Consider the following 15,057-nt stretch of genomic DNA (forward strand, 5'->3'; position numbering starts at 1 on the left):
GCAACTCTCACGGGGTTGGTCAAGTGACCGCGCGTCCGGCGGAGTACCGGATTACCCCACCTCAGAGGAAGTCCACACCCCTCCGGAGGAAGAATCTCTACCCGTGGGGGGCGGGACGCCTCCGGACCGCCCCTTCTTCGCCGGAATCGCTTGGCGGGCCATGTGACGAGGGTTACGCTGCGTGCGCGAGAGATTATCTGTCGTGGCCATAACCAGCGACCGGTCGCCGTGGCGGGGACGACCGCCCTCCCCCGGAGGGACGGCGTCCCGGCCCGACGGTGAGGAGGCCGGAGTCGATGTCGGAACCCCCTCGGAAAGAGACGGACGTGGCTCGCCGGATCCGCGCCCACGCCCTGGCCCGAGGACGCGGTCCGGTCGAGATCGCGCAGGAGATCCACGAGCAGTGCGGGCCGCTGTTCGGCACCAGCCGCGTCAAGGCGCACCGGCTGGCGCACGGCGTCGCGCTGTCCGACATCGTGGCGCAGGTACGGGCCCTCTACGAGGTGGACGGCAAACCGCCCCCCAAGCTCGGGGAGACGCTCCTGTCCGCCTACGAGAGCGGCTACAAGAGGCCCGGCCCCGAATACCTCCACTACCTGTGCGCCGTCTACCGGGTGGAGCCCGACGCACTCGACTACCAGAGTCCCTGTATCTGCGGACGCGGTCACGCCGTCCGCCCGGGCGCCGTGAGCGTCCCGAAACCGCGGCCGGCGGAGCGGCACGCGGCATCAGGCCCCGGCCCGCTGGTCGGGGCGATCGTCTCCAGGGCCGAAGAGCGGCCCTGGACAACACTCAACGACCTTCGGGGCCACAACCGCGCTGACGGCCCCCTGACCATTGATGTGGGAGAGGAGGACATCGTGCTTCGTAGGACCCTTCTGCAACTTCTGGCCGGAGCGGGCGTGGCGCTCGACGGTCAGTTCCTTGGAGCGGTAGACAACCTGCGCCGCAAGATGGACGACACGCTCGTCGGCGCGACCGTCTCGCCGACGATGCTCGACCAGTGGGAAGAGACCACCTACGGCTACGGCCAGCAGTACCAGGCCACCCCGTCCTTGCGGATGCTCTGCGACGTCCTGCTGGACTTCAGCGAGGTCCGGCGGATGTGCGACAAGCGCCAGCCCGTCGAGCTGCAGGAACGGCTCTGCCGGATCGCGGCGCAGCTGTCCGGGCTGTCCGGCCTGATCATGATCAACCTCGGTGACCACCGGCTGGCCCGCTCGTTCTTCCGCACCGCCCGCACCGCCGCCGACGAGACCGGCGACCGGCAGTTGCGCGCCTGGGTGACCGTCCGGGAGTCGCTCGTCCCGATGTACTACGGCGACCCCCGCGAGGCGCTGCACCTCGCCCGCAAGGCGCAGGACCTCGCCGGCCGCACGCCCGGCGTCGCCGCCGCCATGGCGCCCGCCGTTGAGGCCCGCGCGCTCGGCATGCTCGCGATGCGCGGCCGCGGCGACGCCGCCCCGAGCGCCCGGCGCGCCCTCGTCCGCGGCCGATCGGTGTTCGACCAGCTGTCCAAGGCCGACACCAGCGACCTCGTCTACGGCTTCACCGACCGGCAGATGGCCTTCTACGAGGGCGACACCTTCACCAGCCTCGGCGACCACAAGCACGGCGACGAGGTGCTCAGCCACGCCCTGACCCTGTACTCGCCGACCGACCGCGTCGACCTCACCCTCGTGCGCCTCGACCGGGCGATGTGCAAATTCCACGCCGGCCTCCCGGACGCCGCGCTCGCGGCCGGGCAGGAGGCCATCCTCGACCTGCCGCCCGACCACCGGTCCGACATCCTCGTGCACCGCGCCCGCCAGATCGGCGTGGCCGTCAACGCCAAGCACGGCGAGATCCCGGGGCTGAAGGACTTCAACGAGGCCCTCGCCGGCCCCTGGGTGACGAGCCCCACACAGGGACGCCCGTCCGTCCCGCCGGCCGAGCAGGTCTGACCCGGCATGGGCACCCCTGACAGCACGCCCTGGCAGGACCACCCGGCCCGCGCCCTCGTCCGGCTCTCCGACGAACCCCCCGTGTGGGAGTTCGGGGAACTCCGGCTGCGCCGCTACGGCGCCGCCGACCACGGCACCGTCCTCGCGCTGCACCGTGAAGGGCTCGCCCAGGTCGGCCTGCGCCCCGGCGACGGCGTCTACTACGACCACGACTTCTTCCGCATGGACGACATCTACCTCCGCAACGACGGCGAGTTCCTCGTCGGCGAACTCGGCGGCCGCATCGTCGCCATGGGCGGCCTGCGCAGGGCCGACCTCGTCCCCGGCGGCCGGGCCCGCGCCTACGGCGGCTACGCCCCCGGCGCCCCGAACCTCGACGCCGTGGAAATGGTCCGGCTCCGCGTCCGGCCCGCCGTGCAGCGCCGCGGCTACGGCGCCGCCATCGTCCAAGCCCTCGAACGGCGCGCCATCGAATACGGCTACCGCGTCCTGCGCGCCGACACCACCGAACTCCAGGGCCCCGCCCTGGCGCTCTACGCCAAGTTCGGCTGGAGGGAGACCCGCCGCGAGACCATCGGCGGCATCGTCAACATCTACATCGAGAAACGCCTCCGCTGAAGACACCCGAGCCGCGGGCCCGTCCCGCCGGAGGCGCGGCCCGGCGAGATCAAGGCCCGCGGCTCGGGGTGAACCTGCCGTCTTGTGGGTGATCAGGTGCGGGTTGCGCCGACCAGTTGCATCAGGGGGTAGCGGTGCCGGCGGATTGACTTGAAGCCTCGGGTGGTCAGGGCTCTGGTGATCTCCTGGTCGCCGAAGACCGTCAGGCCGGTGGCGCGGCGGAGGAGGGCGCGGCCCATCCGGGTGGCGGGGAGCGGGGACGGGCGCCGGGAGGTGAGGATGACCAGGCGGCCTCCCGGTTTGAGGACGCGGGTCATGCCGTCCACGGCCGTCCAGGGGTCGTCGAAGAGGTAGAGGGCACCGAAGCAGCAGACGGCGTCGAACGTCTCGCCGGTGAAGGGGAGGTCGACGGCGTCGCCTCGGACGTAGCGGATGTCGTCCGCGGGCGTGTCCGCTACGGCTCTGGTGAGCATGGTCTGGGACGCGTCCAGGCCGATGACCAGGCCGCCGCGTCCGACGCCCTTGGCAAGGGCACGGGTGACGTTGCCGGGGCCGCAGGCGATGTCCAGGACGGTCGCCGGTTCGCCGGTGAGCCCGAGCCAGTCGCGGGCCGTGGCGTGCTCGGTCGCGGTGTCGGGGCCGATCGGCCAGCCCTTGGCGACGTTGAAGCCGATGGGGCGCCATACGCGCTCGTAGATCTGCGGCAGGAACGTCGACTGCATCACCGACTGCGCGAGCGACGGGGGCGGCTTCGCGGACGGCCCGAGCAGGTCGAGGTAGCCCGCCGAGACGTCCGGCTCGGCGGGCGGGTCGCGGAGCAGGTCGAGGACACGGTCCATGCCGGCCGAGACGTCCATCGGGGTGATCACCCGGCTATTAGATCACGCGTCAACTCGTCCGGGAGGGAGAGACCGGTCTGGGCGGCCATGAAGGCGAGCGTGTCCGCCATCAGGACGATCGAGCGGCTCACCGCGCGGCCCGCGTGCCCGACCTCGGACTCGTCGCGCAGCAGGACGGGCGAGTCGGAGGCCGTGGTGTGCTGCAGCGCGGCGCACATCTTGCGGGCGTGCAGCGGGTCCACGCGGGTGTCGCCGGCGAACGTCGTGAACAGGACGGCCGGGTACGCCGTGCCCGCGTGGACGTGGTGGTACGGCGAATAGCCGATCAGCCAGCCGAACTCCTCGGGATCGTCGGCCCGCCCGTACTCGTCGTTCCAGGTCTCGCCCAGGCCGAAGCGCTCGTACCGGACCATGTCCAGCAGCGGCGCCGAGCACACCACCGCCCGGTACAGGTCGGGACGCTGGGTCAGGGCCGCGCCGACCAGCAGCCCGCCGTTGGAACCGCCGTGGATCGCCAGCTGGGACGGGGTCGTCAGGCCGTCCGCGATGAGCTTCTCGGCGGCGGCGTGGAAGTCGTCGAACACGTTCTGCTTGCGGTCGCGCATCCCGGCTCGGTGCCACTCCTCGCCCTCCTCGGACCCGCCGCGCAGGTTCGCGGTCGCGTACACGCCGCCCGCCTCCACCCAGGCGAGGACGCTCGCCGAATAGGACGGCGTGAGCGAGATGTTGAACCCGCCGTACCCGTACAGGACGGCCGGGCGCGGCCCGGACAGGCCGGGGCGGGAGGCGACCAGCATCCTCACCTCGGTCCCGTCGCGGGAGGTGTAGGTGACCTGGCGGGTCTCGATGTCGGGGACCTCGACCGTGCCGGGAGCCGATGCCCACAGGGTCGTCTCGCCGGTTCGGGCGTCGTAGTGCATGACCGAGGACGGCGTGACGTTGTCGGTGTAGCCGAACCAGGCCTCGTGGCCGCCCTCGGGACGCTCGACGATCCCGCCGATCGTGCCCAGGCCGGGCGTGGGAACGGTGCCGAGCCGCGCCCCCGACTCCAGGTCGTGGACGGTGATCTCGCTGATCGCGTGCCGCGTCCACCCGGCCAGCAGCACGGGACGGTCGAGATCATCGAGGATCGCGTAGTCGGTGAGGACGGCCTCCGGGTCCTGCGGGACGAGGTCCCGCCAGGTCGCGTAGGACGGGTCGGCGGGGTCGGTGACGCACAGCCGGGAGCGGGGCGCGTCGCGGTCGGTGAAGACGTAGGCGCGGCCGTCGCGTCCCACGCGCAGGCCGGTGGCGGCGTCCACGCCCTCCTGGACGGCGCGCAGCTCCGGTGCCTCGGGCGACGACGCGGCCAGGTCGGCGATCCACAGGTCGTTGCGCGGCGCGGTGCCCTGCGACGCCGACACCGTCAGCCAGCGGCCGTCCCGGCTGACGGAGGCCCCGTAGTAGTTGGTCTTGTCCATCCCGTCGCCGAAGATCAGCACGTCGCCGGTGTCGGGCTCGGTGCCGACGCGGTGCAGGTAGACGCGCCGGTGGTACTGCTCCTCGCCCGCCGGGACGTCCCGCGCGGGCAGCCGCCGCGTGTAGTAGTACGCCTCGCCGCCCGGCAGCCACGCGATCGATGTGTACCGCGCCCGGTCGATCGGGCCCTCGACGCGCTCCCCGGACGCGACGTCCATGACGTACAGCAGCGATTCCTCGTCGCCCCCGGTGGAGAGCTGGTAGGCGAGGCGGCGGCCCTCCTTGTCGGGCTGCCATCCGTCCAGCGTGGTGGTGCCCTCCGCGTCCAGCGCGATCGGGTCGATGAGGACGCGCTCGGAACCGTCCGGATCCGCCGTGTAGAGCACCGGATGCTCCTGGCCGGGCGCGCGCCGTGTGAAGAACCGCCGTCCGCCCCGCCAGGTCGGCGAACCGACGCTTCCCGCGCCGAGCAGCTCGCCGAGCCGCCGCCGCAGGCCGTCCCGCCCCGGCAGCGGGTCCATGACCTTGCGGAACAGCTTTTCCTGCGCGGCGAGCCACGCCTTGGTATCGGCGGCGTCGGGATCTTCGAGCCAGCGGTACGGGTCCTCGACCCGGTGACCGTGAAGCTCCTCGACGATGTCCTGGCGCCGCGCAGGCGGGTACGGCCTCATGGGTGCACTGTATTAAGCGTTCCGGACTGCCCGTCACGTACACTTCGACCCGCCGCGAGGGCGTGTTTGCGTTCGAGCGGGCCCCTGAAGGGGGATTATTGGGGTAGCGGACGGCCTCCCTCAGGCGCCACACTGATTTTGGTCGGTTCGCCCCGGGGAGGTCCTCATGGCGAGTGCGCAGGTACCGGAGACAATAATCGGGCCTCGGTGCGAGGCGCGCCCAGTCGCGCCCGCCGAGGCGTTCAGACGACAACACAGCCCGGTGGAGGGCGTCTGAGATGAGACAAGTCCTCCTCCTGAACGCGACGTACGAACCACTCACCACGCTCCCGCTCCGGCGGGCGGTCTGCCTCGTGCTTCGGGAGAAGGCGGAGATCGTCCACCACGACACCTCAGGCGCGGTCCTCCACTCGGCGACGATGACGGTCGAGGTCCCCTCCGTCATCCGGCTCCGCCGCTACGTGCGCATCCCGTTCCGCACCCGCGTCCCCCTCACCCGCGCCGCGCTGATGCGCCGCGACAACTTCCGCTGCGTCTACTGCGGCCACCGCGCCGAGACCATCGATCACGTCCACCCGCGCAGCCGCGGCGGCAAGCACGTCTGGGAGAACTGCGTCGCGTCCTGCATGACCTGCAACCACCGCAAGGCCGACCGCCTCCTTGAGGAACTCGGCTGGACGCTCAGCGTCACCCCCGGCGTCCCGCGCGGCGCCCACTGGCGCCTCATCGGCCTGATCCACGACGGCGATCCCCAATGGGCCGCCTACGTCACCGAACCCGCTGCGTAGCCCAGGGGGCAACCCCCTGGAACCCCCGTCGCGACGCAGGCGAGTCGTGCGACCTCCGGCGCTGGGCGCCTCCGGCCGCCCGGCCCGTGGTCTCGGCTGGGGTCCGAGCTGTTCGGACCTCGAGAGGCTGAGGTCGTATCCTTTGTGTCGTGCCTCGTTATGACTATCGCTGTCGCGCTTGCGGGTCGACCTTTGAGGTCTCTCGGCCGATGATCAACGCGTCCGATCCGGCCCGGTGTCCGGACGGGCACGATGACACGGTGAAGCTTCTGTCCACTGTCGCCGTTACGGGCACGTCCCGTGGTGCGGCGGCTCCGCCGAAGCCCGCGGGTGGGGGCGGCGGCTGTTGTGGTGGGGGCTGCTGCTCCTAGCCCCTGGCCTGCGCGTTGCGCAGGTGCTCGGCGGTCGTGGCGGCGTCGTAGCCGTCCGGGACGCCGTGGAGCAGGACGGCGGTGCCCTCCATGTGGTCGGTCCGCATCGCCAGGATCGCCTGGTAGGCGTCCGACTTGTACCAGGCGCGGGCCTGGTCGATGTCGGGGAACCCGATCAGGACGTAGCCTCCCTCGACCGGGCCCTCCATGACCTCGGGGAGGCTCCCGTGGACGAGGAAGCGTCCCCCGAACGGGTCCATCGTGGCCTGGATGCGCTCCATGTACGTGAAGACGTCGTCGTGGAGCGTCGGCTGCGGGTGGAGGTGGGCCAGGGCGTAGGCGGTCATCGCGATCTCCTTCGGGGCGAGTGGTCGGGCATGACCCACTCTGGCCCCGCAGGGGGAACGAAGGCGATTACCTCGGAGGTAGTGCTCAGCCGTTGAGGCGGTCGAGCTGCGACACGTCGCGGGCCGCGCCGGTGGAGGCGGAGGTCGCCATGGCGGCGTAGGCGCGGAGGGCGGCGCTGACGGGACGGTGGCGGTCGCGGGGGCGGTAGCCGCCGAGGTCGGCGAGGAGCTTCTCGCGGCGGATGTCGAGCTCGTCGGAGGGGACGTCCAGTTCCAAGATCCGGTTCGGGATGTCTATGACGATGCGGTCGCCGTCCTCCACGAGGGCGATGATGCCGCCGCCCGCCGCCTCGGGGGAGGCGTGGCCGATGGACAGGCCGGACGTGCCGCCGGAGAAACGGCCATCGGTGATCAGCGCGCACGCCTTGCCGAGCCCGCGGCCCTTGAGGAAGCTCGTCGGGTACAGCATCTCCTGCATGCCGGGGCCGCCCTTCGGGCCCTCGTAGCGGATCACGACGACGTCGCCCGCCTTGACCTTGCCGCCGAGGATGCCCTCGACGGCCTGGTCCTGCGACTCGAAGACGACGGCGGGGCCGGTGAACGTCCACAGTTCCTCGTCGACCCCGGCGGTCTTGACGATGGCGCCGTCGGGGGCGATGTTGCCGCGCAGGACGGCGAGGCCGCCGTCGGCGGTGTAGGCGTGCTCGACGGAGCGGATGCAGCCGTTCTCGCGGTCGAGGTCGAGCGACTCCCAGCGGGCGCTCTGGCTGAACGCGGACGTGCTGCGGACGCCGCCGGGCGCCGCGTGGAACAGCTCCACGGCCTCCGGCAGGACGTCGGGGGAGCGGACGTCCCACTTGGCGACGAACTCGTCAAGGGACGCGGAGTGGATCGAGTGGGCGGAGTTGTTCAGGAGCCCGCCGCGGTGCAGCTCGCCGAGGAGGGCGGGGATGCCGCCGGCGCGGTGGCAGTCCTCGACGTGGTACTTCCCGGTGGCGGGGGCCAGCTTGCACACGCAGGGGACGCGGCGCGACAGCTCGTCGATGTCGGACAGGCCGAAGTCGACGCCCGCCTCGGTCGCGGCGGCGAGCAGGTGCAGGATCGTGTTCGTGGAGCCGCCCATGGCAACGTCCAGGACCATGGCGTTCGCGAACGCGTCGTAGGTGGCGATGTTCAGCGGCAGGACGGACTCGTCGTCGTTGTCGTAGTAGCGGTGCGCGATGTCCACGACGGTGCGGCCCGCGTCCTCGTAGAGGCGGCGGCGGGCGGTGTGGGTGGCGAGGACGGTGCCGTTCCCGGGCAGGGCGAGGCCGATCGCCTCGGTGAGGCAGTTCATCGAGTTCGCGGTGAACATGCCCGAGCAGGACCCGCAGGTCGGGCAGGCGCTCTCCTCCATTTCGAGGAGCTTCTCCTCGGAGAGCGACGCGTCGGCGGACGCGATGATCGGGTCGATCAGGTCGAGCTTGTTGCCGCCCATGACGCCCTCGACCGGCTTGCCCGCCTCCATCGGCCCGCCCGACACGAAGACCGTCGGGATGTTCAGGCGCAGGGCCGCCAGCATCATCCCCGGAGTGATCTTGTCGCAGTTGGAGATGCAGACGAGGGCGTCGGCGCAGTGCGCGTTGACCATGTACTCGATGGCGTCGGCGATCACCTCGCGGGACGGCAGCGAGTACAGCATGCCGTCGTGGCCCATGGCGATGCCGTCGTCCACCGCGATCGTGTTGAACTCGCGGGGCACGCCGCCGGCCTCGCGGACGGCGCCCGCGACGACCTTGCCGACCTCGTCCAGGTGGACGTGGCCCGGCACGAACTGGGTGAAGCTGTTGGCCACCGCGACGATCGGCTTGCCGAAGTCTTCTCGTTCGACGCCGCTCGCCCGCATGAGCGCGCGGGCGCCCGCCATGTTCCTGCCGTGGGTGACAGTGCGTGACCTGAGCGGTGGCATATGGGTGACCTCTCCAACGTGGGGCGTGCCGTGACGGCGGTCGCCGGTCCGCGCGTGATGCGGCGGGGGCGAGTCGCTGTACTCGTGCTCGCAGCGGCGGATCGCGGCGCTGCCGCCGGCGACGGCGGAGATCACGCGGCCGCCCGGTGTCCCTCGATGGTACCAACCGGGCGGAGGGCATGAAGAAAGCCGGGACGTGGCGTCCCGGCTTCCGTGTGCCGGTGTCCGGCCTTCGCACCGGTGTGCGGGGCGTACACCGGGTCAAGGCCCCGTCGTGGAGCGTTTGCGGGGCGGCCCGGGGAAGTATGGGCCGCCCGCCGTTCTCAGTCGGGGTATGTCGGCGGCAGGGTCTCCTCCGCCGCCTGGAAGATCCGCTGGACGTCGCCGTCCGTCAGGATCGTCGGACGGCGGCGCAGGTAGGCCCGCGCGCGGTTGCCCGCGTAGACGTCGACGTCCCTGACCCGCATGACCTTCCACGGGATGGACGGCCCGTAGATCGCCACCGAGGGCTGCACGGGCACCTCGAAACCGACCCGCTCGCCGAGGATGTTGCTCGCCATCTGAGCCTCCCAGCGTGCCTCGTCCAGGCGGTCCTTCTTGTTGAAGGGGCCGTGGAAGAGCTTGAGGTGGGACATGGTGCGCACGGGGAGGCGCTTGTCCCACTTCTCGGAGTCGATGGCGTAGACGCCGCTCGGCCCGATCACCAGGTGGTCGATCCGGCCGTCGCTGACGCCGTCGTCGTCGCGCGGCACGGCCCGGGCGTGCAGCACCAGGTACCCGTTGCGTTGCAGGGCCCTGAGCTGCTTCTCGGTGCGCCGTTCCGCGGCCGAGGACTTCTGCCAGGCGGTGACGGTGGAGTCCTTGCGGGACCGGCGGACGACGTCCGCGATCACCGCCAGGACCGCGACGGTCAGGCCGAGCCGCCAGCCGAACAGGATCGTCGCGACGGCACCGGCGGCGACGGCGACGCCGACGCGCTGGATCCAGCGGCGCGCCCGCGGGTCGTCGAGCATCGCCGCGGCGGTGCGCTCCTCTTCGGGACGCTCCGTCACCGGAGACTGGTGATGGTGCTCACGCGCTTCCTCCGACACGGTTCCTTCCGACCCCGCTGCGTTCGACCCCGCTGCGTCTGACCGGGCCCGGGGCTGGCCCCTGGCCCCCTGTGTGTTGCCCCGCTCCATGATCGCCATAAGTGACGCTCCGTATTCCTTTCCCATCGGGGGCATGATCCTCCGTGCGCACAGTAATCATCCGTGGGGATGGCGACTAGTCATGCCGGGTTAATAGTTTTGTCGCCGTCCGTGGGTGATTCACTGCCGTGTGGGATGGGTACGTAGGTATTCTTCTCCCTCCGCCGCTGCAGACGTGCCTGCCCTCTTTGATGCCCGCGCACACGGCGTCTAGCGTTCCGATTCGTGACACAGATCCATGACCTCAGCGCCACCCGTATGGCGGCGGCCGTCCGCACCGGGGAAGTATCCCCGGTCGAGCTCGCCGACCACTACCTGGACCGCATCGAGCGCCTCAACGAGCAGGTCGGCGCCTACGTGACCGTCACCGCGGAGCGCGCCCGCGATGAGGCGCGCCGGGCGGAGAAGGCCGTGCAGGACGCCGCCGACCCCGCGGACCTGCCGCCGCTGCACGGCGTCCCCGTCCCGGTCAAGGACCTGAACATGGTGGCCGGCGTCCGGTTCGCCCTCGGGTCGCGCGTGCACGAGGGCCTGACCGGGTTCGCGGACGACTACGTCGTGTCGCGGCTCCAGCGGGCCGGGTCGGTGCTCCTGGGCAAGACCTCGGTGCCCGAGTTCGGGCTGCCCTGCTACACCGAGGGCGACCTCGCGCCGCCCGCCCGGACGCCCTGGGACCTGTCCAGGTCGGCGGGCGGCTCCAGCGGCGGCGCGGCCGCGGCGGTCGCGTCCGGGCTGGCCCCGGTCGCGCAGGGCAGCGACGGCGGCGGCTCGATCCGGATCCCGAGCAGCGTGTGCGGGCTCTTCGGGATCAAGCCGTCCCGCGGGCGGATCTCGCACGGGCCGATCGTCCCCGAGCTCTTCGGGCTGTCCACCAACGGGCCCATCGCCCGGACCGTCGGTGACGCGGCGCTCCTGCTGGACGTGATCGCGGGCCGCATGCCCGGCGACCTGTACGCGGCGCCGCCGGTCGAGGGGACGTTCGCGTCCTACGCCGGGCGCCCGCCGGGACGGCTGCGGATCGCGCGGACCCGGGAGTCCCCGCTGCCCGGCGCCGTGGTGCATCCCGACTGCGTCGCCGCCTACGACGCGGCGTCCGAGCTGCTGGCGGAGCTGGGGCACGAGGTCGTGGACATGCCGCCGGTGTTCGGGCCCGATCTCGTCCCGCATTTCGAGACGCTCTGGGCCGTCATGGCGACGATCACCCCCGTCCCCGACGGCGCCGAGCACCTCCTCCAGCCGCTGACCCGCTGGCTCCGCTCCCGGGGCGAGGCGACGACCGCGCCGCAGGTCCTCCAGGCCCATGCCGCGCTGCAGGGCGGGCTGCGGGCGGCGTTCCCGGTGATGGACGAGTTCGACGCGATCCTGCACCCGACGCTCGCCGAGCCGCCCGCCCCGGTCGGCTACTTCCATGATCAGGAGCCCGCGGAGAACTTCGAGCGGCAGAAGCGGTTCACGCCGTTCTGCGCGATGTACAACATCTCCGGGCAGCCCGCCGTGAACGTCCCGCTGCACTGGAACGACGACGGGCTGCCGATCGGGATCATGCTCGCCGGGCGGCTCGGCGACGAGGGCACGCTGATCTCGCTGTCCGCGCAGCTTGAGGAGGCCCGGCCCTGGATCGGCCGCACCCCCGGCATCTGGACGGCGTGACACGTGCCGGCCTGGGCATGGTGCAGGGGTGGCTGACGACGAACTGGCCAGGCTGGCGGGCCTGCACGGCGTGGCGACCCGGTACGCCGACTGGCGCGGACGCGAGGTCGAGGTCTCCCGCGACACCCTGATCGCGGTGCTGCGGGCGCTCGGCGTGGACGCGTCGTCCCCGTCCGCCGTCCGCGACGGGCTGGAGCGTCACCGGGAGGGACGGCGTTCCGGGTGGCCGGCCCTCATCGTCCGCCGGACGGACGGCGGTGTCGCCGACCAGATCGTCACGGCGCTGCGGAGCCGCCTGCGGCCGGGCGAGCACCTCGAGGTGGACATCGAGCCCGGTGCGGCGGAGGTCCTCTCGCCGCCGGGGGCCGAGACCGGGTTCCGGCCGCTGGCGGGGCTCGCGGACGTGCCGCCCGGCTGGCACCGGCTCCGCGCCGGGATCTGGACCGAGGGGACGTTCCAGCCGCGGGGAGGGGCCGCGGATTCGCCGTCCGGGCGGCTCCGGGGCCGCGTCCGGGTGGGCCGGGCGATGTCCGCGACGGTGCTTGTGGCCCCGGCCTCGCTGGCGCCTCCGCCCCGGACGTGGGGGTTCACGGCGCAGTTGTACTCGGTGCGCTCCCGCGCGTCCTGGGGGCTTGGCGATCTGCATGACCTGGCGGAGCTGGCGGCGTGGAGCGGGCGGGAGCTGGGGGCGGGCTTCGTCCTGGTGAATCCGCTGCATGCGGGGGAGCCCGTCCCGCCGGTCGCGCCGTCGCCGTACGCGCCGATGAGCCGCCGGTTCCCCTCGCCGATCTACCTCCGGGTCGAGGACATGCCGGAGTACGCGGCGCTGCCCCCGGAGGAGCGGGAGCGGTTCGCCGCCATGGCCGCCGGCCTGCGCGCACGCGAAGGGCTCCTCGACCGGGACGCGGTCTGGACGGCGAAGATGGCCGCGTTCGAGGCGATGTACCGGCAGCGCGGTCACCGCGGCGAACCGGAGCTCGCCGCCTTCCGAAGGCGCGAGGGCGAGGCGGCCGAGGCGTTCACCGTGTGGTGCGCCATCGCGGAGGAGCAGGGCACGGCGGACTGGCGGCGCTGGCCCGCCCATCTGCGGGATCGCAGGAGCGCGGGGTACCGCGACCGCGCCCGGTTCTACGAATGGCTGCTGTGGCGGCTGGACGGGCAGCTCGCGGCGGCGCAGCGGGCGGCCCGGGACGCCGGGATGCCGGTCGGGATCGTCCACGACCTGGCGGTCGGGGCGCCGCACGGCAGCGCGGACGCCTGGGTGTACGGCGGCGCGCTCGCGCAGGGGGTCAGCGTCGGCGCGCCTCCCGACGAGTTCAACCAGCGCGGCCAGGACTGGGGGCTCCAGCCGTGGCGGTGGCGTGACCCCGGCGTCGAGGACTACCGGCCGTTCCGCGAGATGGCGGCGTCCGCGCTGCGGCACGGCGGCGGCATCCGCCTCGATCACGCGATGCAGGTGTCGCGGCTGTGGTGGATCCCCGAGGGCGCCTCCCCGGACGAGGGCACCTACGTCCGCTATGACCGCGATGCGCTGCTCGCCTGCCTGGCCTGGGAGGCGGAGCGGTTCGGCGGCGTGGTCGTCGGCGAGGATCTCGGCACCGTCGAACCCGAGGTCCGGGACGCGCTCGCCGACCATGGCGTCCTCGGCACGTCCCTGCTCTGGTTCGAGCGCGGCGCGGACGAACGTCCCAAGCCCGCGAAGCAGTGGCGCGAGCTGTCCCTGGCGACGGTCGGCACGCACGACATGCCGCCGATCACCGGGTTCGTCCACGGCGACCACATCGACCTGCGCGACCGGCTCGGCCTGCTCGCCCACTCCCGCGCCGAGGAGGAGGACGATCACCACCGCATCCTGTCCGGGTGGCTGGCGCTGCTGCACGCCGAGAACCTGCTCGGCACCCCGCCCGACCAGATCATGCGGGCGCTGGCGGAGAGCTCCTCCGACCATGACGAGGAGATCGTGACGGCCCTGCACGACTTCCTGACCCTGACCCCGGCCCGCCTCGTCGGCATCTCCCTGGCCGACGCCGTCGGCGAACGCCGTACCCAGAACCAGCCGGGGACCGTCGACGAGTACCCGAACTGGCGCGTCCCGCTCGCCGACGCCGACGGGGTCCCGGTCCTCCTGGAGGATCTTCAGGACGGCGGCGCGCTGCGGCTCTTCAGGCGAGGGTCGATGTGATGCGCTTCGTCACGTCGTGCAGGAGCGTGTCGGGACGCAGGTCGTCCGCCGCGATCGCGGAGAACAGCGCGGGCAGGCCGGGCAGCGGATAGGGGTCGTCGTCGGCGCCCGCCAGCGCCGCCTTGCCGAGCGGCTGGTGCGACAGCGACTTGCGGGCCCGGGCCCAGGCCCGCTGCACCTCGTCCGGCGACGGGACGCCGAAGCCGTGCCCGACCGGGGCGGCGTGCCGGAGCTTGACCAGGGCGCCGTCGGTGAAGTCGGTGGCGAGCTTGCAGCGTTCGGTGAGGTCGGCGCGGACGAGGTCGTCCAGGCGGGTCATGACCGTGCACGGGGTGCGGCAGCGGGCCGCGCAGTCGCCCAGCGCGGACGCGACCTGGCTGTGCTGCCGGTCCAGGTAGTTGCGCCAGCCGGACGGCGGTTCCTTCGCCACGCGGAGCGTCCGGTCGCACGCGGACCGTTCCGGGCGCGTGTGCTCGCACATCCGCGCCGCGCCCGGCTCGAGCGGAGCCCCGAACCGGCTGCCCTCGCCCTCCACCGACGCGCCGATCAGCGCCGGGTCACCGGCGTGGCCGAGGACGGGCTCCCAGGCCAGCATCGGCAGGTACTCGCCCGCGATGTGGACGGCCGCGACCAGCGCGGCCATGTCGCGGCGGTGCCAGCGGACCGCGATGACCTCCAGCAGCAGCCGGTAGGCGGGCCGGAGGCTGGCGAGCGCGCCCCGGGGCCGTTCCCGCGGCGCCTGCGGCATGCGGCTCGCGCGGGCCCGGTCGAGGAGGTCCTGCGGGACCTCGCCGACCGCCTCGGGCTCGCCGAAGTCTTCGGCGTCCAGGTCGAGGACGCGCTGCCCGAACGCGCACAGGGCGGCGATGGCCTTCGCATGGACGTCCGGGACGAGCGTGCCCTGCGAGATCAGCGCCTCCAGGTCCCCGAACGCGTGGCGCCGAGCCAGTGCCGTGAGGACGTCCTTCGCCGTCTCCACACCGAACCCCCTCCCCGTGACCATGCGATGGTCGCACGGTCACGGGGATCGTGCACAGGGTCAGACCCCACTG

12 protein-coding genes are annotated in these 15,057 nt (G+C 72.4%); 6 read left to right on the forward strand and 6 right to left on the reverse strand.

Going from position 1 to position 15,057, the window contains the following annotated elements:
- Positions 1-296: 296 nt before the first annotated feature.
- Both ACH34S_RS35640 and ACH34S_RS35645 read left to right on the forward strand, forming a co-directional pair.
- Positions 297-1,943, forward strand: coding sequence for an XRE family transcriptional regulator (locus tag ACH34S_RS35640; protein ID WP_395957301.1), 1,647 nt, complete (start codon positions 297-299; stop codon positions 1,941-1,943).
- Between the two features lie 6 nt (positions 1,944-1,949).
- Positions 1,950-2,561, forward strand: a complete 612-nt coding sequence (locus tag ACH34S_RS35645) for a GNAT family N-acetyltransferase (RefSeq protein ID WP_395957302.1) — start codon at positions 1,950-1,952, stop codon at positions 2,559-2,561.
- A 92-nt stretch (positions 2,562-2,653) separates the two neighbouring features.
- Here ACH34S_RS35645 and ACH34S_RS35650 read toward each other — a convergent pair whose 3' ends face one another.
- Complete coding sequence (locus ACH34S_RS35650) at positions 2,654-3,430, reverse strand: class I SAM-dependent methyltransferase (RefSeq protein WP_395957303.1); 777 nt, start codon at positions 3,428-3,430, stop codon at positions 2,654-2,656.
- Positions 3,427-5,529: a prolyl oligopeptidase family protein gene (locus ACH34S_RS35655; protein WP_395957304.1), complete on the reverse strand. Its 2,103-nt coding sequence runs from the start codon at positions 5,527-5,529 to the stop codon at positions 3,427-3,429. The genes ACH34S_RS35650 and ACH34S_RS35655 overlap by 4 nt, the downstream gene beginning before the upstream one ends.
- A gap of 278 nt (positions 5,530-5,807) precedes the next feature.
- Between ACH34S_RS35655 and ACH34S_RS35660 the strand changes: the two genes are divergently transcribed.
- Positions 5,808-6,317: an HNH endonuclease gene (locus ACH34S_RS35660; RefSeq protein WP_395957305.1), complete on the forward strand. Its 510-nt coding sequence runs from the start codon at positions 5,808-5,810 to the stop codon at positions 6,315-6,317.
- 149 nt (positions 6,318-6,466) lie between these two features.
- Positions 6,467-6,688, forward strand: a complete 222-nt coding sequence (locus tag ACH34S_RS35665) for a zinc ribbon domain-containing protein (protein ID WP_395957306.1) — start codon at positions 6,467-6,469, stop codon at positions 6,686-6,688.
- Here ACH34S_RS35665 and ACH34S_RS35670 read toward each other — a convergent pair.
- The 3 genes from ACH34S_RS35670 to ACH34S_RS35680 all read right to left on the reverse strand — a co-directional run bounded on the left by ACH34S_RS35670 (position 6,685) and on the right by ACH34S_RS35680 (position 10,074).
- On the reverse strand, positions 6,685-7,035 hold the full coding sequence (locus ACH34S_RS35670) for a DUF1330 domain-containing protein (RefSeq protein WP_395957307.1): 351 nt from the start codon (positions 7,033-7,035) through the stop codon (positions 6,685-6,687). The two genes, ACH34S_RS35665 and ACH34S_RS35670, sit on opposite strands and share 4 nt — an antisense overlap.
- Positions 7,036-7,120: 85 nt before the next feature.
- Entirely contained in the window at positions 7,121-8,983 is a 1,863-nt protein-coding gene (gene ilvD, locus ACH34S_RS35675; protein WP_395957430.1) for a dihydroxy-acid dehydratase, read from the reverse strand.
- 323 nt (positions 8,984-9,306) lie between these two features.
- Positions 9,307-10,074, reverse strand: coding sequence for a nuclease-related domain-containing protein (locus tag ACH34S_RS35680; protein ID WP_395957308.1), 768 nt, complete (start codon positions 10,072-10,074; stop codon positions 9,307-9,309).
- A 324-nt stretch (positions 10,075-10,398) separates the two neighbouring features.
- On the opposite strand from ACH34S_RS35680, the gene ACH34S_RS35685 reads away from it, so the two are divergent.
- Positions 10,399-11,823, forward strand: a complete 1,425-nt coding sequence (locus tag ACH34S_RS35685; RefSeq protein ID WP_395957309.1) for an amidase — start codon at positions 10,399-10,401, stop codon at positions 11,821-11,823.
- Between the two features lie 28 nt (positions 11,824-11,851).
- Positions 11,852-14,005: a 4-alpha-glucanotransferase gene (gene malQ / locus ACH34S_RS35690; protein WP_395957310.1), complete on the forward strand. Its 2,154-nt coding sequence runs from the start codon at positions 11,852-11,854 to the stop codon at positions 14,003-14,005.
- On the opposite strand, the gene ACH34S_RS35695 is transcribed toward malQ, so the two are convergent.
- Entirely contained in the window at positions 13,986-14,984 is a 999-nt protein-coding gene (locus ACH34S_RS35695) for a hypothetical protein (protein WP_395957311.1), read from the reverse strand. The genes malQ and ACH34S_RS35695 overlap by 20 nt on opposite strands.
- Positions 14,985-15,057 lie beyond the last annotated feature (73 nt).

The organism is Actinomadura sp. 3N508, assembly GCF_044326375.1.
Lineage (GTDB): Bacteria > Actinomycetota > Actinomycetes > Streptosporangiales > Streptosporangiaceae > Spirillospora.